The organism is Ruegeria atlantica (genome assembly GCF_013032505.1).
Lineage (GTDB): Bacteria > Pseudomonadota > Alphaproteobacteria > Rhodobacterales > Rhodobacteraceae > Ruegeria > Ruegeria atlantica_F.
In genome coordinates this window covers 11,976-33,488 of sequence record NZ_WQCG01000001.1, presented here as the reverse complement: position 1 = coordinate 33,488, position 21,513 = coordinate 11,976, and the positions used below count along the sequence as shown (strand labels likewise).

23 protein-coding genes are annotated in these 21,513 nt (G+C 58.3%); 10 read left to right on the top strand and 13 right to left on the bottom strand.

Annotation, left to right across the window (positions count from 1 at the left end):
- Positions 1 to 25: 25 nt before the first annotated feature.
- Positions 26 to 484 carry a DNA polymerase III subunit chi gene (locus GOW92_RS00175; RefSeq protein ID WP_170556927.1) on the bottom strand — a complete coding sequence of 153 codons (459 nt, stop codon included), beginning with the start codon at positions 482 to 484 and terminating at the stop codon, positions 26 to 28.
- Between the two features lie 4 nt (positions 485 to 488).
- Positions 489 to 1,955: a leucyl aminopeptidase gene (locus GOW92_RS00170; protein WP_170556925.1), complete on the bottom strand. Its 1,467-nt coding sequence runs from the start codon at positions 1,953 to 1,955 to the stop codon at positions 489 to 491.
- 240 nt (positions 1,956 to 2,195) lie between these two features.
- Between GOW92_RS00170 and lptG the strand changes: the two genes are divergently transcribed.
- From lptG to rsmA, 5 genes are all read left to right on the top strand, one after another.
- Complete coding sequence (gene lptG / locus GOW92_RS00165) at positions 2,196 to 3,296, top strand: LPS export ABC transporter permease LptG (RefSeq protein WP_170556923.1); 1,101 nt, start codon at positions 2,196 to 2,198, stop codon at positions 3,294 to 3,296.
- Positions 3,296 to 5,458, top strand: coding sequence for an LPS-assembly protein LptD (locus GOW92_RS00160; protein ID WP_170556921.1), 2,163 nt, complete (start codon positions 3,296 to 3,298; stop codon positions 5,456 to 5,458). Before lptG ends, GOW92_RS00160 begins: the two co-directional genes overlap by 1 nt.
- Positions 5,449 to 6,702 carry a peptidylprolyl isomerase gene (locus GOW92_RS00155; RefSeq protein ID WP_170556919.1) on the top strand — a complete coding sequence of 418 codons (1,254 nt, stop codon included), beginning with the start codon at positions 5,449 to 5,451 and terminating at the stop codon, positions 6,700 to 6,702. Before GOW92_RS00160 ends, GOW92_RS00155 begins: the two co-directional genes overlap by 10 nt.
- Complete coding sequence (pdxA, locus tag GOW92_RS00150) at positions 6,699 to 7,664, top strand: 4-hydroxythreonine-4-phosphate dehydrogenase PdxA (protein ID WP_170556917.1); 966 nt, start codon at positions 6,699 to 6,701, stop codon at positions 7,662 to 7,664. The genes GOW92_RS00155 and pdxA overlap by 4 nt, the downstream gene beginning before the upstream one ends.
- Before the next feature lie 84 nt (positions 7,665 to 7,748).
- The gene (gene rsmA / locus GOW92_RS00145) at positions 7,749 to 8,591 is read left to right on the top strand and encodes a 16S rRNA (adenine(1518)-N(6)/adenine(1519)-N(6))-dimethyltransferase RsmA (protein WP_170556915.1); all 843 of its coding nucleotides are present in this window, start codon (positions 7,749 to 7,751) and stop codon (positions 8,589 to 8,591) included.
- Between the two features lie 60 nt (positions 8,592 to 8,651).
- Here the strand turns inward: rsmA and GOW92_RS00140 are convergent, their stop codons facing one another.
- From GOW92_RS00140 to prfA, 3 genes are all read right to left on the bottom strand, one after another.
- Complete coding sequence (locus tag GOW92_RS00140) at positions 8,652 to 9,245, bottom strand: DUF4167 domain-containing protein (RefSeq protein WP_170556913.1); 594 nt, start codon at positions 9,243 to 9,245, stop codon at positions 8,652 to 8,654.
- Between the two features lie 237 nt (positions 9,246 to 9,482).
- The gene (gene prmC / locus GOW92_RS00135) at positions 9,483 to 10,328 is read right to left on the bottom strand and encodes a peptide chain release factor N(5)-glutamine methyltransferase (protein WP_170556911.1); all 846 of its coding nucleotides are present in this window, start codon (positions 10,326 to 10,328) and stop codon (positions 9,483 to 9,485) included.
- Positions 10,325 to 11,380, bottom strand: coding sequence for a peptide chain release factor 1 (gene prfA, locus GOW92_RS00130; protein ID WP_170559271.1), 1,056 nt, complete (start codon positions 11,378 to 11,380; stop codon positions 10,325 to 10,327). The genes prmC and prfA overlap by 4 nt, the downstream gene beginning before the upstream one ends.
- Before the next feature lie 63 nt (positions 11,381 to 11,443).
- On the opposite strand from prfA, the gene GOW92_RS00125 reads away from it, so the two are divergent.
- A complete protein-coding gene (locus GOW92_RS00125) occupies positions 11,444 to 11,731 on the top strand; it encodes a hypothetical protein (protein ID WP_082637102.1) in 288 nt (95 codons plus the stop codon).
- On the opposite strand, the gene GOW92_RS00120 is transcribed toward GOW92_RS00125, so the two are convergent.
- From GOW92_RS00120 to GOW92_RS00105, 4 genes are all read right to left on the bottom strand, one after another.
- Complete coding sequence (locus tag GOW92_RS00120; protein WP_170556909.1) at positions 11,672 to 12,079, bottom strand: DUF1499 domain-containing protein; 408 nt, start codon at positions 12,077 to 12,079, stop codon at positions 11,672 to 11,674. The genes GOW92_RS00125 and GOW92_RS00120 overlap by 60 nt on opposite strands.
- A gap of 63 nt (positions 12,080 to 12,142) precedes the next feature.
- Positions 12,143 to 13,090 (bottom strand): agmatinase, encoded by a 948-nt coding sequence (gene speB, locus GOW92_RS00115; RefSeq protein WP_170556907.1) that lies wholly within the window; start codon positions 13,088 to 13,090, stop codon positions 12,143 to 12,145.
- Positions 13,091 to 13,152: 62 nt separating this feature from the next.
- Positions 13,153 to 14,121 (bottom strand): agmatinase, encoded by a 969-nt coding sequence (speB, locus tag GOW92_RS00110; RefSeq protein WP_170556905.1) that lies wholly within the window; start codon positions 14,119 to 14,121, stop codon positions 13,153 to 13,155.
- Between the two features lie 13 nt (positions 14,122 to 14,134).
- On the bottom strand, positions 14,135 to 15,298 hold the full coding sequence (locus GOW92_RS00105) for a M20 aminoacylase family protein (protein ID WP_170556903.1): 1,164 nt from the start codon (positions 15,296 to 15,298) through the stop codon (positions 14,135 to 14,137).
- A gap of 66 nt (positions 15,299 to 15,364) precedes the next feature.
- On the opposite strand from GOW92_RS00105, the gene mazG reads away from it, so the two are divergent.
- The 4 genes from mazG to GOW92_RS00085 all read left to right on the top strand — a co-directional run bounded on the left by mazG (position 15,365) and on the right by GOW92_RS00085 (position 18,182).
- Entirely contained in the window at positions 15,365 to 16,222 is an 858-nt protein-coding gene (gene mazG / locus GOW92_RS00100; RefSeq protein ID WP_170556901.1) for a nucleoside triphosphate pyrophosphohydrolase, read from the top strand.
- A gap of 63 nt (positions 16,223 to 16,285) precedes the next feature.
- Complete coding sequence (locus GOW92_RS00095; RefSeq protein ID WP_170556898.1) at positions 16,286 to 17,227, top strand: nucleoside hydrolase; 942 nt, start codon at positions 16,286 to 16,288, stop codon at positions 17,225 to 17,227.
- Positions 17,224 to 17,733, top strand: coding sequence for a GrpB family protein (locus GOW92_RS00090; RefSeq protein WP_170556896.1), 510 nt, complete (start codon positions 17,224 to 17,226; stop codon positions 17,731 to 17,733). The genes GOW92_RS00095 and GOW92_RS00090 overlap by 4 nt, the downstream gene beginning before the upstream one ends.
- A complete protein-coding gene (locus tag GOW92_RS00085; protein ID WP_170556894.1) occupies positions 17,733 to 18,182 on the top strand; it encodes a GNAT family N-acetyltransferase in 450 nt (149 codons plus the stop codon). Before GOW92_RS00090 ends, GOW92_RS00085 begins: the two co-directional genes overlap by 1 nt.
- Positions 18,183 to 18,230: 48 nt before the next feature.
- Here the strand turns inward: GOW92_RS00085 and GOW92_RS00080 are convergent, their stop codons facing one another.
- From GOW92_RS00080 to GOW92_RS00065, 4 genes are all read right to left on the bottom strand, one after another.
- Positions 18,231 to 18,398, bottom strand: a complete 168-nt coding sequence (locus GOW92_RS00080; RefSeq protein ID WP_170556892.1) for a hypothetical protein — start codon at positions 18,396 to 18,398, stop codon at positions 18,231 to 18,233.
- A gap of 150 nt (positions 18,399 to 18,548) precedes the next feature.
- The gene (locus GOW92_RS00075) at positions 18,549 to 19,088 is read right to left on the bottom strand and encodes a GNAT family N-acetyltransferase (RefSeq protein ID WP_170556890.1); all 540 of its coding nucleotides are present in this window, start codon (positions 19,086 to 19,088) and stop codon (positions 18,549 to 18,551) included.
- Between the two features lie 48 nt (positions 19,089 to 19,136).
- Entirely contained in the window at positions 19,137 to 20,414 is a 1,278-nt protein-coding gene (eno, locus tag GOW92_RS00070; RefSeq protein ID WP_170556888.1) for a phosphopyruvate hydratase, read from the bottom strand.
- 145 nt (positions 20,415 to 20,559) lie between these two features.
- Positions 20,560 to 21,441: a DMT family transporter gene (locus GOW92_RS00065; RefSeq protein WP_170556886.1), complete on the bottom strand. Its 882-nt coding sequence runs from the start codon at positions 21,439 to 21,441 to the stop codon at positions 20,560 to 20,562.
- Positions 21,442 to 21,513 lie beyond the last annotated feature (72 nt).

Sequence of the window (21,513 nt, the reverse complement as noted above, 5' to 3'; positions counted from 1 at the left end):
GTGACGTCGGTCGGCGAATTGTGCCTCAGACCTCGGCCTTTTTTTCCCAGCGTCCGGATTCCTCCGACCAGTATTGGGCGGAACATCCCGCGCCCGTCAGAGCTTTCCACTGTCCCCGTGCCTGCTGAACGGCGTGGCTATCATTACCGTCAAACAGGATGCAGACACGGTCCAGCTTCTTGATCTCATCAGGGTCGACCGGCGCGCCGTCCACCGCCATGACACAGGACGGGTCATTGGCGGCCTGTGCCTCGGTCGTCAGCAGGATCGGCTGCGCAGCATCGTGCGGGCCGCCTGCCCGACCATGTGGCAGGAACCCTTCTTCGGGTCCCAACCACAATTTTTCGTCAAGCCAGTCCATCCGTGCAGGATCAGTGCCCCGCACGGCGATCTTCCACCCGGCCTGCCGCGCCTTGTCCAGCAGCACCGGCAAGGTGTGCTCAAGCGGTTGGCGGGTCAGGTGATAGAAATAGACGGCACCCATCAGCTTACTCGAAATTGTCCTGCACAAAACGGCTGAGCGCGCGAACGCCCCAGCCGGTCGCGCCTTTGGGGGCGTAGGACGTCTCGGATGAGACCGAAGCCACACCGGCGATATCCAGGTGAATCCACGGCGTGTCTTCTTTTACAAAACGCTGCAGGAACTGAGCGGCAGTGATCGAGCCAGCCGGGCGTCCGCCGACGTTCTTCATGTCAGCAATCCGCGACTTGAGTTGTTTGTCGTAAGCCTCGCCCAAAGGCATCCGCCACGCACCTTCATCCTCGGCGCCTGCCGCTTTCAGGAATGCATTGCAGAATGTGTCATTGTTCGAGAAGACACCGGCATTCTCATGACCCAGCCCAATTATGATCGCACCTGTCAGGGTGGCCAGATCGACCATTCCCACCGGCTGAAAACGCTCCTGCGCGTACCACATCACGTCGCACAGAACCAAGCGACCCTCGGCATCGGTGTTGATGATCTCGACCGTGTCGCCCTTCATGGACTTAACGACGTCGCCTGGCCGGGTTGCATTGCCCGAAGGCATGTTTTCAACCAGACCGACCAGACCTACAACGTTGGCCTTGGCCTTACGTTTAGCCAGTGCGCGCATGGTGCCTGCAACGACGCCCGCGCCACCCATGTCCATGGTCATGTCTTCCATACCGCCCGCCGGTTTCAGCGAGATGCCACCGGTGTCGAATACGACACCTTTGCCAACCAGAGCCAGCGGCGCGTCATCCTTGTCGCCGCCGTTCCATTGCATCACCACAACCTTTGACGGGCTGACAGACCCCTGCCCGACACTCAGCAAAGTGCGCATGCCCAACTCGGCCAGCTTGTCCTCTTCCAGCACTTCGACCTCAAGGCCCAGTGCTTTCATCTCGTCCAGACGATCAGCGAATTCGGTGGTGGTCAGGACGTTAGCAGGTTCGTTGGTCAGATCGCGGGTCATCCGCACGCCGTCAGCTACGGCGTAGAGCGGCTCAAACGCGGCCCCGACCTCATCGGCCTTCTGGTGGCTTATGGTAACCGAACCGGCCTTGTCAGATTCCTTGGTTTTGTGCGCGTCAAAGTCATAGCTACGCAGCGCGATGCCCATAGCCAAATCCTCGGCCTTGACCTGATTGCCGGCCATCACCAGCAGATCCTTGCTGCCCGCAAGTTTTGCCAGCGCGGCACCGGCCTTTCGCGCTTCGGCTGGTTCCGGACGGCGTGGCAGAACCAGAACGTCCAGCGCCTCGGCCGTCATGCCGCCGGGCCATGCCATCGAGATCACGTCACCGGATTTTACCTTTTCGAAACGCTCGCTTTCGACAAGCCGCGCAACGGCGCCGCGGGTCAGACGGTTTGCACGCCGCGCAGCAGGATTCATCTTGCCGTCGGACGGTATGATAATGGCCACACGCCCTTCGGCTTGCGCCATCGCATCCATATCGGGGGCCTGGAAAAGGATCGGTACAAGACTGCTCATTGCAAACTCCTCAAAATCAGTTCACCAAGACCTAGCCCGCGCCGCGCGGCTTGACCAGATAGCAGTTTTCCCCGGCTCGCAATTGCATTACAGTCCCGGAAAAAATCCGACAGGCTCGGGGGAGAAGGTTTTGGCAAGACAGAGCGGGCATAGGCCGTCGCGCACTAATGCGTGCAGCGGTGATTCTGGTCTGCACCTGGCCACGGGCTGCCAGAGCGCATTTTCGGCAGGAGGTCCTACGTGATCCTTGACCGCTACTTCGCCCGCCGATTTATTCAAAGCTTTCTGGTCATCGGCAGCATATTTCTGGCGCTGATGATTCTGATCGACCTGATCGAACAGGTGCGCCGATTTGACGAAGCCAATCTGTCCTTTGGTCAGCTTCTACAATTAACCCTTTTGAACACACCTGCCGCGATCAGCGAAATGCTGCCGTTGCTCGTTATCCTATCCACGATCGCGTTATTTATCGGGCTGGCCCGTAGCTCGGAACTGGTCGTCACCCGCGCCACTGGCCGATCTGGCATCCGCGCGCTGTTAGCTCCTGTGGTGATCGCAGTGATCATTGGCGCTATGGCCGTTGGAATGCTGAATCCCATCGCGGCTGCAACATCGGAAGAATATAAACGGCTTGCTGAGTCCTACAAAAACAATGGCGGTTCAACACTGTCGATCAGCGCCGAGGGTTTGTGGCTGCGGCAGGGTTCAGCCAACGGTCAATCGGTGATTCACGCCAAGGACACATCGAACGGGGACACGTTTACCCTTAATCAGGTGACGATCATTACCTTCGCTCCAGATGGCACTCCGACCCAGCAGATCGTGGCAGATCGGGCTGACCTGGAAAACGGAACATGGATCCTGACCAATGCAAAGATCTGGTCGCTGGAAGGTGGCGTGAATCCTGAAACCCACGCCACCGAACATGAGCGGCTTGAGGTTCCGACCTCGCTCACCCGCCAACGGATCTTAGACACACTTGGCGAACAGGACTCCGTTTCGGTGTACGATTTGCCGGAACTAATCCGCGACCTGCGTGAGGCCGGATTTTCCACCAAGCAATACGAGGTCTGGCTACAGGTACAGCTCGCCCGGCCCCTGTTCTTGATGTCGATGGTTCTGATAGGCGCGGCATTCACCATGCGCCACGTCCGATTTGGCGGCACCGGGATCGCGGTTCTGACCGCCGTTCTGCTGGGCTTCGGTATCTACTTCATTCGCAACTTTGCCCAAATTCTAGGGGAAAACGGTCAATTGCCTATCTTAGTCGCGGCCTGGGCTCCGCCCTTTGCAGCCATTCTACTGTCCCTCGGCCTTTTACTCCATGCGGAGGACGGCTGATGCGGCTTATTACCAGTTTGCTGCTGTCCGGTGCCGTCGCGCTGGTGATGCCCGCAGGCGCAATCGCGCAATCCCAGACCAACGCGGATGCGGCGCAGGGTACCGCGCAAGAAGATGAGCCCGCCCTGCTGGTAGCCGACCGAATTTTTATCACGCCCGAGCGTAACTTGGTAGCTGAAGGCAATGTCGAAGCCTTCCAGGGCGACATCAAGGTAACGGCTACGCGCATCACATATGATCGCGAAACAGGCAATCTGTCGCTGGAAGGCCCAGTGCGCATTGATCAGGGCGGCGCGACCACGATGCTGGCCGATTCTGCCGAGCTGGATGACGGGATCATGAACGGTCTTCTGATCGGAGCCCGCATGGTGTTCGATCAGCAGGTTCAGATCGCCTCGGTCCAAGCCGCACGCGCCGGGGGGCGTTACACACAGTTCAGCAAGGTCTCGGCCACGTCCTGCCACGTCTGCGCCAATGGGAAACCGCCGCTGTGGCAAATCCGCGCCCGCAAAGTGACACATGACCAATTGGAGCGTCAGCTGTATTTCGAAGGGGCACAGTTCCGAATACTGGATTTTCCAGTCTTCTACTTCCCCTATCTGCGCCTACCCGACCCGACTCTGGATCGCGCGACTGGTTTCCTTGTGCCATCTATTCGCACCACGTCGCAGTTGGGAACTGGCGTGCAGGTGCCGTATTTCTTTAAGCTTGGCGACCACAGGGACCTGACGCTTACCCCTTATATTTCCGGGAAAACAAGAACACTTGGTTATCGCTATCGCCAGGCGTTCAAGCGTGGACGGATCGAGTTGAACGGCGCTTTCACTCGCGACGACCTGCAAGAGAATGAGGATCGGGGATACCTTTTTGCTAACGGTTTCTTCAACCTGAACAACGACTTCCGCCTTCTGTTTGATCTGAAGACGACGTCAGACAACGCCTATCTCGCCGACTATGGCCTGCCCGACTTTGACCGGCTGCGCAGCGAAATCGCACTTGAGCGGATCAAACGCGATACCGCCTTCCGCACCAGTTTCATCCATTACAAATCCCTGCGTGACAGCGAAAATGAGGAAGTGATCCCATCGCGGATTTTCGACCTGTATTTCCAGAAACGCTATTTTCCCTCTTCTATCGGCGGTGAAGTGCGGCTGGGCTTTGTGGCCCACAATCACACCCGCACCAGTGATCAGGATATCGTTGGCCGCGACGTCGCGCGCGCAACATTCGATGCGGACTGGATGCGCAGCTGGATTTTCGCGTCCGGTCTAAGGGCCGATGCCCGGTTCGGGACATCGGTCGATATCTTCGACATCCGGGATGACAGCCAGTACCCCGACCGGGTGACACGCGCAGCCCCGCGCGCCGCGCTCACGCTGCGATATCCGATGACTCGCCGGGAGAAATCCGGCGCCACGCAAGTGCTAGAGCCCATTGCGCAAATCGGTTGGACGAATGTGACCGACCAGGACGTACCCAATGACGAAAGCACCTTTCAGGAATTCGATCAGGGCAACCTGTTGGCCTTGTCCCGTTTCCCGGCCCCGGATCGCCGCGAAGACGGCGCGACTGCGGTATTCGGGGTCAATTGGGCGCGCTATGGCGCAAATGGCTGGCGTGCGCTTGCTACCGTCGGTCAGGTCTTCCGCTCGACCGCTGACCCCAACTTCAACCTGACGTCAGGCCTTCAGGGCACCGCGTCTGATGTCTTGCTGGCCGGTCAATTGCAAACCGCAAATGGCTGGTCCCTGGCAGGGCGTGGCCTTCTGAATGGGGATTTCAGCTTTGCCAAAGCCGAAGTTCGCGCGGGCTGGAACAAGCCGATTGTCGGCATTAACGGCAGCTATGTCTGGCAAGAGCCGGATCCGGCGGAGAACGTGGATGATGAGATCTCCGAAATCCGGATGGATGGACGCTACCTTGTTGACCAGAACTGGTTGACGCAGGCCTATGCGCGCTATGACCTCAGCGAATCCGAACCGATCCGTTATGGGCTGGGCGTCACGTACCAGAATGAGTGTGTAAAGGTTAACATGACCGTCAGCAGGCGATTTACCTCATCATCAAGTATTGAGCCTTCGACAGAATTCGGGTTTACCGTAGCCCTGACAGGTTACTCCGTCGAGGGTGGCGGCCAACAGTACAAGAGAAGATGCAGTTGATTTCAGGTTTCTCGCGATTCATTCGTTCCGGTTGGCTAAAACCGGTTGCACCGGCACTGGCTGCTGCCTTGCTGTCGCTATCCACTGGTCAAAGCCAGGCCCAGAGCCTGTTTTCCCCTGCTATCAAGGTTAATCAGGACATCGTCACCTGGTACGAACTTGACCAACGCCAGCAATTCCTGACCGTTCTAGGTGCCCCCGGCGCGTCCGAGGACGAAGTTCGCGAAGCGCTGATCGAGGAACGGCTGCGCAAACAGGCCATGCGCGACGCGGGAATCGAAGTCGCGCCCGAAGACATCCAGGTGGGCATTGATGAATTCGCCGCCCGTGGCCGTCTTTCGACGGAAGAGTTCCTGCAATTGCTGGGCGACTCGGGTGTGTCCCCTGAAACGGTCCGGGATTTCGTCGCGGATCAGTTGTCGTGGCGGGATTTCGTCAGTGCGCGCTTTCTGTCGCAAGCCAGACCCAGCGAAGACGAGATCAACCGGGCCATGGGGCAAGCCGGAAGCGGTGGCCTCCAGGTTCTGATGTCAGAGATCATTATTCCGGTCACACCTCAGACTTTGGCCCAAGCCGAATTGCTGGCCGAAGAGATTGCGCAGCTTGAAGGTTTCGATGCGTTTTCTTCGGCCGCAACGCAATATTCGGCAGCGGGTACGCGTAATGATGGCGGAAGACTGGAATGGCTGAACCTGACCGACCTGCCCCCTGCCCTGCAGCCCGTGATTCTCGGTCTCAAAACCGGAGACATCACGCAACCTTTGTCGCTGCCCAATGCCATCGCTCTGTTCCAAATGCGTGGGTTACGTGAGGTAAGCAGCAGTGCACCGCGTTATTCCAAGATCGACTATGCAGTCTACAACATGGCTGGCGGGCGCAGTGCTGAAACCCTTGCCCGCGCCGCCCAACTGCGCGAACAGATTGATAACTGCGACGACCTCTACGGCATCGCAAAGGGCCAACCCGCAGGCGTTTTGCAGCGTGTCGACGCCAGCCCGTCCGAGATCCCGCGTGACGTGGCACTTGAACTGTCCAAGCTGGACCTGAACGAAGTTTCGACGACCCTGACGGGGAACAACGGCCAGACACTCAAGTTCCTGATGCTGTGCACACGGACTCTGGACCGGGGCGAGGACACCACACGCGTGGATGTGGCCAACGCCCTTACTCAACAACGTCTGCAGGCATTTGCCGACAGCCTGATCGAACAGCTTCGCGCCGACGCAACGATCGTCGAGCAATGACCGCGCCCATCGCGCTCAGCTGTGGTGATCCTGCTGGGGTAGGCCCCGAAATCGCCGCCAAAGCCTGGTCGGAACTGCGCGCGAACTGTCCGTTTTTCTATATCGGGGATTCGGCGCATCTGCCCGCAGACATCCCCACGCAACGGATCAATAATCCGATACAGGCCAACGACATCTGCGCTGACGCCCTGCCCGTTCTGCAACTGGACTTTCCCGCGACAAATGCACCGGGCCAACCTGATCCCGCCAATGCGCCAAGCGTTATCGACGCCATCGAAACCGGTGTATCACTGGTGCAATCCGGCGCAGCATCTGCACTGTGCACCGCACCGATCCACAAAAAGGCGCTGATCGACGGGGCTGGTTTCGCCTATCCCGGCCATACCGAATTTCTTGCCGCCCTCGCGGGGCGCAAGCGCGTTGTCATGATGCTTGCCAGCGACCAACTGCGCGTAGTCCCTGCAACAATCCACATCCCGCTGTCACGCGTTCCATCAGAGCTCACGCCGGATCTCCTGCGCGATACCATCGCCATTACCGCCGAAGGCCTGCGCCGTCAGTTTGGTATCACCCATCCCCGCATCGCCATTGCCGGCCTGAACCCACATGCGGGCGAAGGTGGCAAGATGGGGCATGAGGAACTGGACTGGATCGCCCCTTTGGTTTCCGAATTGCCAAACGATACCTACACCGCAACTGGCCCACATCCGGCGGACACGATGTTCCACGCCGCCGCCCGGGAAAAGTACGACGCTGCAATAGCCATGTATCACGATCAGGCGCTGATCCCGATCAAGACGCTCGATTTCGACCGCGGCGTCAATGTGACCCTGGGTCTGCCCTTCATTCGCACCTCGCCCGATCATGGCACGGCTTTGGATATCGCCGGACAAGGCATAGCAAACCCCACCAGCCTGATCGAAGCGCTGAAACTGGCCCAACGGATGGCACAAAGCGCTTGATCCTTCGTCTGGCTGAAAATATCCCCGCCAGAGGCAAAAAAGCACTGGCGTTTCCCACCGGACACGCGCCACGGTAATCAGATCATGAGCGCAATAGACACCCTTCCCCCTCTGCGCGAGGTTATCGCGACACATCAGCTCTCGGCGCGCAAATCGCTGGGGCAAAATTTCCTGCTGGACCTGAACCTGACCGCCAAGATCGCGCGTCAGGCAGGCGACCTGACGGAATGCGACGTGTTGGAAATTGGCCCCGGCCCCGGGGGTCTGACTCGCGGCCTGCTGTCCGAAGGCGCGCGCAAGGTGGTCGCAGTCGAAAAAGACACGCGCTGCATCGCCGCCCTGAACGACATCGCCGCCGCTTATCCCGGTCGTCTTGAGGTGATCAATGGCGACGCGTTGGAAATCGACCCGTTGGCGCATCTGGCCCCACCAATCCGCATTGCCGCAAACCTGCCATATAACGTTGGCACCGAATTGCTGGTGCGCTGGCTGACCCCGCCCGAATGGCCACCGTTCTGGCAAAGCCTAACTCTGATGTTTCAGCGCGAAGTCGCAGAACGCATTGTTGCTCAACCTGGCAGCAAAGCCTATGGCCGCCTTGCGATCCTTGCGCAGTGGCGCGCTGAGGCGCGCATCGCCATGTCCCTTCCACCCGGAGCATTCACGCCACCACCAAAGGTCTCTAGCGCCGTAGTGCATCTGACCGCCCTGTCCGAGCCGCGCTATCCGGCGGATGCCCGGATACTATCGCGTGTCGTTGCAGCGGCCTTCAACCAGCGCCGCAAAATGCTGCGCGCATCGCTCAAGGGCGTAGCCCCGGATATCGAAGACCGTTTGCTCGCTGCGGGGATTCAACCGACAGAGCGGGCTGAACAAGTCCCGCTTGAAGCATTCTGTGCTTTGGCCCGAGAAGTTCAAAATAGCTAACCAGCCAAAAGAAAAAGCCCCGGAGCGTACTCCGGGGCTCTATTAACTCTGTGGCGAAAACTACTCAGCCGCTTCCGGTGCATCACCGTTGCCTGCTGGCGTTTCCTCTGCCGCCTCTGGCGCAGCCTTTGGCTTGCGCGTACGCGGGCGACGTGGAGCTTTTTCTTTTTTCGCCGGTGCCTCAGCGGCCGCAGCAGCGGCATCCTTGCTCTCTGGCGTTTCAACCAGACCGGATTCCGGAGCGGCTGGCTCCGGCGCAAAATCCATCACGTCCGGCTGCGGCGCTTCGGCCGGGTCTGCCTGGCGGGCGGCGGCTTCGCGTTCCTGCCGCTCGGCACGTTCGCGGTCACGCTCGGCCTGACGCTCGCGGTTCTGGCGGTCTTGCTCTTCGCGGCGCGCTTCCATTTCGCGCTGTGCCTCGCTCAACAGGCGCAGATAGTGTTCTGCGTGCTGCTGAAAGTTCTCGGCGGCCACACGGTCATTGGACAGCTGGGCGTCGCGCGCCAACTGGTTGTATTTGTCGATAATCTGCTGGGGCGTACCGCGCACCTTGCCTTCGGGTCCCGAGCTGTCAAAAACCCGGTTTACGACGTTGCCCCCAGAGGGACGATTGCGGTTGTTCTTTGCCCGAGAGCGGGATTTGGAAGATCTCATCTACTTTACGTCAGCCTTGTCATTCACTGTCGATCAACTCGCATCCTGCACTGCTCAAACGCTTAGCTGTGACGCGATGTCGACTATTTTGGGCTTGGCGTCCGGGGCCCGCTGAAACAGCGTCAGCCCTCCGACTGGTCCTGAGTAAACACGTCCTGTGCGTGCAGACAAGGGGGTTGTCCAAAATTTCGCAGCTTTTTTACATCAATCGGCGTATTTCGGCCTCATGTTGACGCGTTATCGCGGCATTCTGGCAAAAACGACGCGATCCCGTCCATCCAGATCGGGGACGATCCCTGTGGCCGTCAAGCCTGCCGACTCGAATAATGCTGCAACGCTGCGCCCCTGTGTCGGCCCGATTTCTACAAGCAGACGACCGCCCGGCAGCAGGAAATCCGGTGCGCCCGCCGCGATGCGGCGATAAGCGCCCAGCCCGTCCCCCTCGTCCGTCAACGCCAGTCGCGGCTCGTGCTCGCGCACCTCTGGTGAAAGGTCGTCCATTTCCGACAAAGAAATATAGGGGGGATTCGAAACTATAAGGTCGAACTGACCGTCTATATTCTGAAACCAGTCGGATTGCAGGATTTCCACCCGGCTCTGGACCTGATGCTGCACAGCATTTGCGCTGGCTTGCAGGCAGGCCGCCTCGCTCAGATCCGCGCCCACGCCCGAAGCGCTGGCCCGTTCGGCCAACAACGTGATCAGGATACAACCTGATCCGACCCCCAGATCCAGAACATGATCGAACGGTTCGCTGAGCGCGGCTTCGATCAGAGCTTCGGTTTCCGGACGTGGGTCCAACACATCGCGACTGACGCGGAAGCGTCGGCCGTAAAATTCGCGCTCACCCAACAGATGAGATACCGGCACACGCACCGCACGCAAAGAGATCAGCTGATCATAACGCTCTGCAATCTCCGGAGACAGCTCTTCGGGTGCGATCAAAGTGACCCGGCTGGCTTCGATCCGTGCCGCGTGGGCCAACAAAACCCGGGCGTCTCGCGCCGGGTCGGCCACACCCGCCGCCCGCAGTCGCGCCGTGGCCGAGACCATCGCCTGTGCTGCTGTCAGCGCCGCAATCATTGCGCCATATCCGCCAACAGTCGCGCCTGATCATCAGCGGTCAGTGCATCTATCACCTCGTCCAGATCGCCCTGCATCACCTGATCCAGCTTATAAAGTGTCAGGTTGATTCGGTGGTCTGTCATGCGGCCTTGCGGGAAATTGTAGGTTCTGATCCGCTCGGACCGATCCCCCGACCCCACCTGGCTCGCCCGGTCCGCCGAACGTTCACTGTCGATCCGCTGGCGTTCCTGATCATACAGCCGGGTTTTGAGTACCTGCATCGCAATCTCGCGGTTGCGGTGCTGAGATTTCTCCGAGCTCGTTACCACGATCCCGGTTGGCAGGTGGGTGATCCGCACCGCCGAGTCTGTGGTGTTCACGTGCTGCCCCCCCGCGCCTGAACTGCGCATGGTGTCGATGCGAATATCATTGGCGTCGATCTGGATATCCACATCCTCGGCCTCGGGCAAAACCGCGACCGTCGCGGCCGAGGTGTGAATGCGTCCGCCGCTTTCGGTTTCCGGTACACGCTGCACCCGATGCACACCGGATTCATATTTCATCCGCGCAAAGACATTCTCGCCCTTGATATGGGCCACGACCTCTTTGATCCCGCCTAAATCCGAGGCCTGTTCTTCGATGATCTCAAATTTCCATCCCCGCGCTTCGGCATAGCGCTGGTACATGCGCAAAAGGTCCCCGGCGAACAGCGCGGCCTCATCCCCGCCGGTGCCCGGTCTGATCTCCAGCATCGCCGGACGTGCATCAGCCGCGTCACGCGGCAACAGTGCCAGTTGCAAGGCGTGTTCCGCCTCGGGAATACGGGTCTGCAACGCCGGTATTTCTTCTTCCGCCAGTTCCTTCATGTCGGGGTCGGCCAACATCACCTCGGCCTCGGACAGATCGGCCACCAACTGACGCCATGCCATGATCTGATCCACAACCGGTTTGAGGTCGGAATACTCTTTGGCCAAGGCCGCAATATCGCCACCCGACGCGCCATCTGCCATAGCCGCTTCGAGGTACTGGAATCGCTGGGTTATCTGTTCAAGTCGTTCTTCGGGGATCATCCGGGCGGTGTCTATCAATCCGGCCCTTTGGTCAAGGCCCGTCCGTGTGCTAGGCTAATCCACATGAAACGGTTGATACTTGTTTTTACACTGCTCGTAACGCCTGCCCTGGCCGACGTCGTCGGCCCCGGCGGTAAGGTTCAGGACTGCTATTGCACCGACAAATCGGGAACCCGCGTCGAACTGGGCGAGATGATCTGCCTGCAAGTCGATGGCCGCATGTTCATGGCCCAATGCCAGATGTCCCTGAACGTACCAATGTGGCGCGAGGTGCAGGAGGGTTGCTTGTCCTCAGGGCTGCAACAGAGCAAGCCACTCATCAACACGAGCGCGGTTTACCCCAAAATCTGACCGGCCAAACCTGAGACGAGCATAGATTCGAAGCGTGTCTCCGTCCTGTTGCACTGTCGTGTAGTCCGGAAAGCCGATCACTTTCGTACGTGTGATGTAGGTAATCATCCCTTCATCAACAGACCCGGCCAGAACTGATGTTCGGTCTGAAACGCGTGCGAACGCATCCAGCCGCAGCAGGCCATCTGGCCCCGTTTCAACCACGCGGACAACACCTCCATCAAGATCACGGTCCCGATCACCAATCGGTGCCACATGCCATTTTCCCGGGTCTGATGGTGCAAAACGGATGTATGCTCCAAGCAAAATTACCAGAACAACAATCAGCCAAAGCACCATTTTTTTCATCCCCGGACCAGCCCTTCCGCTGACCATATTCGGATCGCTTTGGCAAACAAGGTGCGAACTCTTTTACCGTGACGTCACGCCCGGCAATATGCACAGCAGCTCAAACAACAGGTTTGCTGCGGTCAGTGCCGTGTTGCCTGACGGATCGTATGGCGGCGACACCTCGACCAGATCGCATCCGACTACTTTCACACCCGACAACGCATGAATCAGTTGCAGCGCTTGCGGCGTGGTCAGCCCTCCGATTTCCGGCGTGCCGGTGCCGGGGGCATATGCGGGGTCCAGACTGTCAATGTCATAGGTGATGTAGACCGGATGATCTCCAATCGTTTTACGGATTTGCGAGCCTATCTCCGTAAGGTTCTGTTGCCACAGTTCCCACGCCGGGAACTGACGAAAGCCCCAGTCCCTGGCTTCGGTGAAGTCACTGGCGGCATAGCCCGAACCACGAATACCAATCTGGAATGTCTTGTCCGGGACAATGAGCCCTTCCTCATAAGCCCGCCGGAAGACGGTGCCGTGGGTCTCACGCTCACCAAACATCTCATCATTTACATCCGCATGGGCATCCACATGGACCAGTGCCACCGGTCCGTGCTTGGCGGCAATGGCACGCAGGATCGGCAACGTGATCGAATGATCACCTCCCATCGCAACCGGGATAACCGCTTGATCGAGAATGGAATCATAGCTTTCCTTGATGATCTTCAGGCTTTCGGCCAGCGAAAAGGTATTGATCGCCAGATCGCCGATATCCGCAATCTGTAGGCTATCGAACGGAGCTGCGGAACTGGCCATGTTATAGGGCCGGATCATCGCACTTTCGCTGCGGATCTGTTTCGGCCCGAACCGTGTACCTGACCTCCAAGAGGTGCCGATATCCATCGGGATGCCCAGCACGGCCACATCCAAACCGGCAAGCGAGTCAGCCTGCGGCAACCGCATGAACGTGTTCGGCCCGGAAAACCGCGCCAGATCATTGCCGCTGATCGGTTGGTTAAAGTCTGTCATGCCCGAATTTCTCCCGTCCGGCTTTTGGTTAATCAGATACCGGAAAGATGGCTAACCAAAAGTTAATCCTTCAACAGCTTGTTCCACCCCAGCAGGCAAATGATCTGCGTCGCCACATGAGCGCCAGCGATGGCCGTCGCTCCGGAAGTGTCATAGGGCGGAGACACTTCGACAACGTCCCCGCCTTTGATGTTAATTCCGGCAATATCGCGCAGAATGATCTGGGTCTGAATCGAGGTCAGACCACCCCAAACCGGTGTGCCAGTGCCGGGGGCAAAAGCCGGGTCCAGCCCGTCGATGTCAAAACTCAGGTAAACCGGGCTGTCGCCGAGGATGCCTTTGATCTTTTGCGCAACAGCGGCGGGACCGGATTCGTAGACTTCGCGCGCGTCGATGATGTTGACGCCCAGAGTATCCTCGTTGGTCGTGCGGATACCGACCTGAACCGAGCGTTTCGGGTCTACGATCCCCGATTTCACCGCCTTGTAAAACATCGTCCCGTGATCCACGCGGGACATATCATCATCGGCCCACGTATCGGTATGCGCATCGAATTGCAGCAGTGACATCGGCCCGTATTTCTCGGCATAAGCCTTGAGGATTGGGAAGCTGATATAGTGGTCCCCGCCCAGCGTAACCGAGGATACATCAGCGGCCAGAATAGTGCGGATGTGATCGGTCAACGTATCGGGAAAGGCGGGGATATTGGCATAGTCATAAGCCATGTCTCCATAATCCACGATTGCCAGTTCGCTAAGCGCATCGAAGGGCCAGCCGTAGGGCGCATCGGGCGATTGCAAAGCGCTGGCCTCGCGGATCGCACGGGGGCCAAGTCGGGTGCCGGGTCGGTTCGTCACAGCCTGATCAAAGGGCACACCGGTCACGGCGATGTCTACTCCTTTCAGGTCCTTGGTATAGAGACGGCGCAGGAACGATGTCGCGCCGCCAAAGGTGTTTTCGTAGGACAAGCCCTTAAGATCAGGGTTGGTGAAGGCCTCGTCTACCTGATTTTTTGCGTCTTCCAGTGCCATATCTTCCCCCCGATCAGCCCAGCGGCTGTGCCTTTTCAACGATCCGCGCAAAGAACGAAGCGCCAACCGGCGCGATCTCGTCGTTGAAGTTGTACTTTGGATGGTGCAGCCCAGCCCCCTCGCCCTGCCCCAGGAACAGATAGGCACCGGGGCGGGATTGCAGCATGTATGAGAAATCCTCGGCCCCCATTTCGCGCCCCATGTTGCCGACCACACGCTCGGACCCAGACACATCACGCGCGACCTCGGCAGCGAAACCGGCCTTTTCACCGTCGTTGATTGTGGCTGGGTAGTTCTTCTCATAGTCCAGACGCGCATCGACACCGTATGAGGTCGCCTGACCTTTTACGATCTGCTCCATCCTCTCGATCACCATCTGCTGAACAGTTGGATCAAAGGTTCGGACAGTGCCGTTGATGAAGGCCGTATCGGGGATAACGTTATTTACTGTCCCAGTGTGGATTTGCGTCACCGAGACGACCAGATCGTCCAGCGCATAGTTGTTGCGGCTGACAATGGTCTGGATCGCCTGCGCGATACCACAGGCCGCCATCACCGGATCGCGGGCTTCGTGTGGCATGGCGCCGTGACCGCCAACGCCCTGAATATGAATTTCAAACGTATCCACCGCAGCCATGATCGGACCCGGGGTCGTGTGAAACGCGCCCACGGGTAAGTTTGGCGCATTGTGCAGCGCATAAACCTGAGTGATGTCGAACCGGTCCATGATCCCCTCTTCGACCATGACACCGGCACCGCCGCCCTCTTCCTCGGCGGGTTGGAAGATCAGGGCCACGCGGCCGCGAAAATTCCGCGTCTCGGCCAGATAGCGCGCCGCGCCCAACAGCATCGTGGTGTGCCCGTCATGGCCGCAGGCGTGCATTTTTCCGGGTTTGGTCGAGGCGTACTCGACCCCAGTCTCTTCAGGGATCGGCAGCGCGTCCATGTCGGCGCGTAGACCTATCGTGGGGCCATCACCCTGCCCGTTGATGATCGCCACGATGCCGGTTTGGGCAATCCCTTCGTGCAGTTCATCCACTCCGAACTCGCGCAAACGGTCTGCAACAAACGCCGCCGTTTCATGGCATTCGAACTCCAGTTCGGGGATTGTGTGCAAATGCTGCCGCCATGCGGTCATATCGGCTGAGTAATCGGCAATTCGGTTGACGACGGGCATCTGGGCTGGACTCCTGATCGGGACTGCGGAATGGATGCATCTGACACCGGAACGAAAGGGTTCGCAATGGCTGAAAATCCTCTGATCCATGACAGCGACGCGGGTATTGAGCGCCTGCTGGAAATCATGCGCCGATTGCGCGACCCGGAAACGGGCTGTCCTTGGGATATCGAACAGGATTTCGCCACCATCGCCCCCTACACGATCGAAGAGGCTTATGAGGTCGCCGACGCCATCGAACGCGAGGCCTATGATGAGCTGAAAGGAGAGTTAGGCGACCTGCTGTTTCAGTCTGTCTTCCATGCCCAAATGGCCGAAGAAGCCGGGCATTTCACTTTTCAGGACGTGGTTCGGACCATGTCCGACAAAATGGTCGCACGCCATCCGCATGTGTTCGGTGACGAATCCCGTGACAAGTCAGCGGATCAGCAGACTGTGGATTGGGAAACCATCAAGGCGGCGGAACGCGCAGGCAAGGAACAGAAAGGCGCGCTGGATGGGGTTGCGGCCAACTTGCCTGCCCTCTTACGCGCGCACAAGCTGCAGAAACGCGCAGCCCGAGTGGGGTTTGACTGGCCGGATGCCAGCCATGTGCTTGCGAAAATCACCGAAGAGGCCGCCGAGCTGGAAGAAGCCCGCGATTCAATGGACGCAGACGCGTTGGAAGATGAATTCGGTGACCTGCTGTTCGTGATGGTTAATCTGGGCCGACATCTGGGCATCGAGCCTGAGGCTGCCCTGCGCCGCACGAACGCCAAGTTTACAAGGCGTTTCGAACAGGTCGAGGCCCGCCTGGCCGATCGTGGAAAATCTCCCACGCAAAGTGATCTGGCTGAGATGGATGCCTTGTGGAACGAAGTCAAAATCGAAGAGCATCGTTCCAATGGCAAACTCCCGCCGGTGGATGCGACGACCGAGGCCTGAAACCGCTGGACAAGTGTGGTGACACTTGCGAGTGTCCGCGCTTCAAGATCCGGGAGGCAAAGCATGGCACCGCGTAAAATCATCATCGATACCGATCCCGGGCAAGACGACGCAGTCGCCATCTTGCTGGCACTGGCCAGCCCCGAAGAGATCGACGTGCTGGGGATCACTGCAGTCGCCGGAAACGTGCCGCTGGAGCTGACCGCCAAGAACGCGCGCATTGTCTGTGAACTGGCCGGTCACACGCATATCCCTGTGTATGCCGGGTGCGATCGTCCGTTGAGCCGGCCGCTGGTTACGGCCGAGCATGTTCATGGCAAGACCGGCCTTGATGGTCCTGTCCTGCCCGATCCCACGATGCAACTGGCCGACGGCCATGCCGTCGACTTCATCATCGAGACCCTGCGCGCGCATGAACCGGGAACCGTGACGCTCTGCCCGCTGGGGCCGTTGACCAACATTGCTACCGCCTTTCAAAAAGCCCCTGACATTGTCGATCGGGTGCAGGAAATCGTTCTGATGGGTGGGGCCTATTTCGAAGTCGGAAACATAACTCCCGCGGCGGAATTCAACATCTATGTCGACCCCGAAGCCGCTGATGTCGTGTTTAAATCTGGCGTTCACGTCGTCGTCATGCCGCTGGACGTCACCCACGACGCGCTGGTCACGAAACACCGCAATGAGGCCTTCCGCGCGCTTGACAGTAAGGTCGGCCATGCCGTGGCCGAGATGACGGATTTCTTCGAACGGTTCGACATTGAAAAATACGGCTCGGAAGGTGCGCCGCTGCACGACCCGTGCGTGACCGCCTATCTGATCCGTCCAGACCTGTTCTCGGGTCGACACATCAACGTTCAGATTGAAACACAGTCCGAACTGACGATGGGTATGACCGTCGCTGATTGGTGGCGCGTGACAGACCATGCGCCTAACGCGATGTTTATGGGAGAGGTCGACGCTGACGGCTTTTTCGCCCTACTGAGCGAACGGTTGGCCCGGCTATGAGCTTGCTGGAACCGGCCGACCCAACTTGGCCAGAACAGGCAAGGATGGAAATACGGCGCTGGCGCGATGCCGGGTTGCCGGGGCTTTTGGAAATTCACCATATTGGATCGACCTCGGTACCGGGTTTACTGGCAAAACCAGTGATCGACCTGCTTCCGGTATTTTCCGATTTTGCCAGCCTTGACGCTGCCCAAAGTGCACTAGAAGCGTTGGGATACGAATGGCTTGGAGAATTCGGACTGCCGGGACGGCGATACGTCAGAATGGACGATCCGACGACGGGAAAACGCATCACGCAGGCCCATTGCTACGTGGCCGGCTCTGCCGAGATTACGCGGCACCTTGCTTTTCGAGATGCTCTGCAAGCCGATCCGAACCTGCGCGACGCCTACGCTGCAGAAAAGTATCGATGCGCGATGGCGCACCCACACGACTATCACGCTTATGGCGACTGCAAATCCGGTTGGATCCAGCGCGCCGAAGCCCAAGCATTGGAAGATTACTGATGAGCGCCGCACTGCGCCTTGCCCGCCCCGAAGATCTGGATCGCCTGATGGGGCTAGTCACCGCCTTTCATACCGAGGCCGCTATCCCCCAGGATATGGACCAAACCCGCAATGCGTTGGCCCCATTGCTAGAGGGCATTCCCCATGGCTGCATCTACCTGATCGGCCCGGGGCGTGCGCCGTTGGGCTATGTCATCCTGACCTTCGGCTGGTCGGTCGAATTTGGAGGCATGGACGGCTTTGTGGACGAAATTTACATCCGGCCGGCGGTTCGTGGCCGCGGCATCGCCACCGAAGTGCTGCTTGACCTTCCCAAAGCCCTGGCCGAGGCCGGTCTGACCGCACTTCACCTTGAAGTCGATCGCACGAATGAAACCGCGCAGAAACTCTATCTACGCACCGGTTTCAAACCGCGCGATCGCTATGTGCTGATGAGCCGAAAGCTCTAGAACGGATAGTTACTTATAGGCGTTGCCGCCCGTTCCCCCGTGAAGACCCTAGCGGGCTTCACCGTGATAGATGTATGTTGGCGACTCCATACCCAATACTGGGTCACTTGCAGACACCGGATCCCCAGTGATCGGATAAGTACCCGGCCCTGCGCAGGCCGCCAAAAAAACAGTGCTGATCACCGAAGCTACGAGAAGGAATTTCGAACCAGTCATTTCGTTCTCCTTTCTGTAATGCAGGCACATTACGAAAGACAGGGACCGAACAAATAGGTAAAAGTTCACACAAAATTGAATTTATGCAGACATTTTTCTGACAAGTTAGATTTTTCCCTGCAATAACAACGCAAAGGACTTGGAAAAAACTTAGCTATTTTTCGATATTTCTACCTGCTGACCGGATAATGACATCTCAAAAAACAGCAAAGTGCCTTTCGCGACCTCCGGAATCTCGGAATATGCGCCGCGTAGCTGGAAGCCCATCGACAGATACAAACGCGTCGCTGCCTTCAGTGGTTTGCCCGTGTCCATGCGAATGCAGTCAAACCCTTGTTTACGGCATTGTTCAATCAGAGAAAGCATGACGGCGTGTCCCGCACCCGTCCCACGTGCGGCTTCGTTGACAAATACGCGTTTGATTTCGGCGATACCCGGCTCGATTGTTCGAAACATACCACAGCCGACAGCTTGCCCATCCTTCAACACCAGTCGCACACCACCGTCGGGACAGGCATGTTCGACTTCGATATTTTCCATCAGTTGGGCATACACATCGCGCGGATAATAGGTTTTTACAACGCGCACGGACTTGGCATCCAACGTCAGCAGGAAATCGCGATATTCCCAACACAAACGCCGAACCTCATCAAAGTGGTCCGGCGTTTCAGCTTCGATAACTTCAAGCAAAACACGATCCTCAAACAAAACCCGAGGATCAGTTTAGCATTGTTGGCATCACTTGCGAAGAATAGACGCGCCCGCGTATTCCGCGACCTCTCCCAGCGATTCTTCAATACGGATCAGCTGGTTGTACTTGGCCAACCGGTCCGACCGCGCCAGCGAGCCGGTTTTGATCTGACCGCAGTTGGTTGCAACCGCCAGATCAGCGATGGTTGCGTCCTCGGTCTCGCCCGAGCGGTGCGACATGACGTTGGTGTAACGTGCACGGTGGGCCATATCGACGGCTCGCAGCGTTTCAGTCAGCGATCCGATCTGGTTTACCTTGACCAGCATCGAGTTGGCACAACCGCGCTCGATCCCTTCGGCCAGACGCGCCGGGTTGGTTACGAACAGATCATCACCCACCAACTGCACCTTGTCGCCGATCATGTCGGTCAGGGCTTTCCAGCCGTCCCAGTCATCTTCGGACATGCCGTCTTCGATCGAGATGATCGGATAGTCTTTGACCAGAGCCGCCAGATACTCAGCGTTTTCCTCTGACGTCAGCGAGATGTTCTCGCCCGATAGGACGTATTTGCCGTCCTTGTAGTACTCGGTTGCTGCGCAATCCAACGCCAGATGGATTTCCTCGCCCGGCTTATAGCCTGCTTTTTCAATGGACTGCAGGATGAAATCCAGTGCTTCGCGGGTGGATGCGATATTGGGGGCAAAGCCGCCCTCGTCGCCAACACCGGTGGCCAGACCAGCCGCCGACAGCTCACGTTTCAGGGTGTGGAACACCTCAGAACCCATGCGCACGGCTTCGCGGATATTCGCGGCCGACGTCGGCATGATCATGAATTCCTGAATATCGATCGGGTTGTCCGCGTGCTCACCGCCATTGATGATATTCATCATCGGTACTGGTAGAACACGAGCCGAAGTGCCACCGACATAACGATAGAGCGGTTGCGTAGTGAAATCTGCAGCAGCCTTGGCCGTCGCCAGCGAGACACCCAGAATGGCGTTGGCGCCCAGACGACCTTTGTTCTCGGTCCCGTCCAGCTCGATCATCGCACCATCGATGGCCACCTGCTCGGTCGCGTCATAGCCGACCAGTTCTTCGGCAATTTCACCGTTTACAGCAGCGACAGCCTCAAGGACGCCCTTGCCCATGTAGCGCGACTTGTCACCGTCGCGCTTCTCCACCGCCTCGTACGCGCCGGTCGATGCGCCCGAAGGTACTGCGGCGCGGCCCATGGTGCCGTCTTCCAGGATCACGTCCACTTCGACCGTCGGGTTGCCCCGGCTGTCCAGGATTTCGCGTGCGTGGATGTCGATGATGGTGCTCATGAGGCCCGTCCCTGTGGCTGCATTTGGTTGCATGCCTCATAGCATCACCGGCCCAAAAGTAAACCAGTCACGTTATCGCTAACATATATATTCACGGAGGTTTAGGGCTAACAGCCCCGTGTTTGCGCCAACGTGCGACGATCCGTCAGGCCGCAACCGCCACTTCGCGTGCCAACCTGCGTTCGCGCAGAAAGGTATACATGCCTGATCCGATAATCAGTGACGCGCCGGTAATGGTCATCAGATCAGGGCGTTCCCCAAACATCAGCATCCCTGCAGCGATTGAGAAGACAAGTCGGCTGTACCGGAATGGCGTCAAGGCCGAGGCCTCTCCGATCCGCATTGCGGTAACGATGCCGTAATAGCCCAAAACACCAAAGCCCATCGCCCCAATGTATGATCCGAATTGCGAGGATTGTAGCGGAACAATTGGCTGGGCCGTGAACACCATCAGAACCACCCCAGCAAGCGCCACGGCGATGTAGGCTTGCATGGCAACAACGGATGAGGCCACACGAACGTCCAGTTTGCGCGTAATCAGATCACGTGCCGCGATAGCAATAACAGTCGCTACCACGAACAGCGACTCGGGCTGAAATCCTTCCAGACCCGGACGAATAATCATCAGGACACCGATAAAGCCGATCCCGATGGCGCTCCACCGTCGCCAACCGACATGTTCGCCCAGAAATAATGCGGCCCCCATAGTCACGGCCAGCGGCATCGCTTGGAAAACGGCTGCTACAGTGGACAGTTCGACCAGAGACAGCGCAGTTACAAAGGTTAATGCACCTACCGCTTCTGTCCCTGCTCGCGCCAGCGGCAGGCCTTGCCACGCCACTGGATCCAGGATGCGTTTGCGCGTGGCCAACGACAACGCCACGAAGACCAGTCCACATACCAACCCCAGTGCGATCATGATCTGACCCGTAGGGACAGTGATCGACAAATGCTTGATGAACATATCCTCAAGCGCGAAGGCCGCCATCGACCCGATGATCAGCAAAATGCCGTGTACGTTGTTCATGCGCGTGTCCGTTGGGATGGGCTGATAAAATCTGCGCCCTTGAGTCACCAAAACCGGAACATCCGCGACGTC

Bases quoted from the DNA above. Each gene is read 5' to 3' on its own strand.
- GOW92_RS00175 (WP_170556927.1), bottom strand. From the start codon at position 484: ATGGGTGCCGTCTATTTCTATCACCTGACCCGCCAACCGCTTGAGCAC.
- GOW92_RS00170 (WP_170556925.1), bottom strand. From the start codon at position 1,955: ATGAGCAGTCTTGTACCGATCCTTTTCCAGGCCCCCGATATGGATGCG.
- GOW92_RS00160 (WP_170556921.1), top strand. From the start codon at position 3,296: ATGCGGCTTATTACCAGTTTGCTGCTGTCCGGTGCCGTCGCGCTGGTG.
- GOW92_RS00155 (WP_170556919.1), top strand. From the start codon at position 5,449: ATGCAGTTGATTTCAGGTTTCTCGCGATTCATTCGTTCCGGTTGGCTA.
- pdxA (WP_170556917.1), top strand. From the start codon at position 6,699: ATGACCGCGCCCATCGCGCTCAGCTGTGGTGATCCTGCTGGGGTAGGC.
- rsmA (WP_170556915.1), top strand. From the start codon at position 7,749: ATGAGCGCAATAGACACCCTTCCCCCTCTGCGCGAGGTTATCGCGACA.
- GOW92_RS00140 (WP_170556913.1), bottom strand. From the start codon at position 9,245: ATGAGATCTTCCAAATCCCGCTCTCGGGCAAAGAACAACCGCAATCGT.
- prmC (WP_170556911.1), bottom strand. From the start codon at position 10,328: ATGATTGCGGCGCTGACAGCAGCACAGGCGATGGTCTCGGCCACGGCG.
- prfA (WP_170559271.1), bottom strand. From the start codon at position 11,380: ATGATCCCCGAAGAACGACTTGAACAGATAACCCAGCGATTCCAGTAC.
- GOW92_RS00125 (WP_082637102.1), top strand. From the start codon at position 11,444: ATGAAACGGTTGATACTTGTTTTTACACTGCTCGTAACGCCTGCCCTG.
- GOW92_RS00120 (WP_170556909.1), bottom strand. From the start codon at position 12,079: ATGAAAAAAATGGTGCTTTGGCTGATTGTTGTTCTGGTAATTTTGCTT.
- speB (WP_170556907.1), bottom strand. From the start codon at position 13,090: ATGACAGACTTTAACCAACCGATCAGCGGCAATGATCTGGCGCGGTTT.
- speB (WP_170556905.1), bottom strand. From the start codon at position 14,121: ATGGCACTGGAAGACGCAAAAAATCAGGTAGACGAGGCCTTCACCAAC.
- GOW92_RS00105 (WP_170556903.1), bottom strand. From the start codon at position 15,298: ATGCCCGTCGTCAACCGAATTGCCGATTACTCAGCCGATATGACCGCA.
- mazG (WP_170556901.1), top strand. From the start codon at position 15,365: ATGGCTGAAAATCCTCTGATCCATGACAGCGACGCGGGTATTGAGCGC.
- GOW92_RS00095 (WP_170556898.1), top strand. From the start codon at position 16,286: ATGGCACCGCGTAAAATCATCATCGATACCGATCCCGGGCAAGACGAC.
- GOW92_RS00090 (WP_170556896.1), top strand. From the start codon at position 17,224: ATGAGCTTGCTGGAACCGGCCGACCCAACTTGGCCAGAACAGGCAAGG.
- GOW92_RS00085 (WP_170556894.1), top strand. From the start codon at position 17,733: ATGAGCGCCGCACTGCGCCTTGCCCGCCCCGAAGATCTGGATCGCCTG.
- GOW92_RS00080 (WP_170556892.1), bottom strand. From the start codon at position 18,398: ATGACTGGTTCGAAATTCCTTCTCGTAGCTTCGGTGATCAGCACTGTT.
- eno (WP_170556888.1), bottom strand. From the start codon at position 20,414: ATGAGCACCATCATCGACATCCACGCACGCGAAATCCTGGACAGCCGG.
- GOW92_RS00065 (WP_170556886.1), bottom strand. From the start codon at position 21,441: ATGAACAACGTACACGGCATTTTGCTGATCATCGGGTCGATGGCGGCC.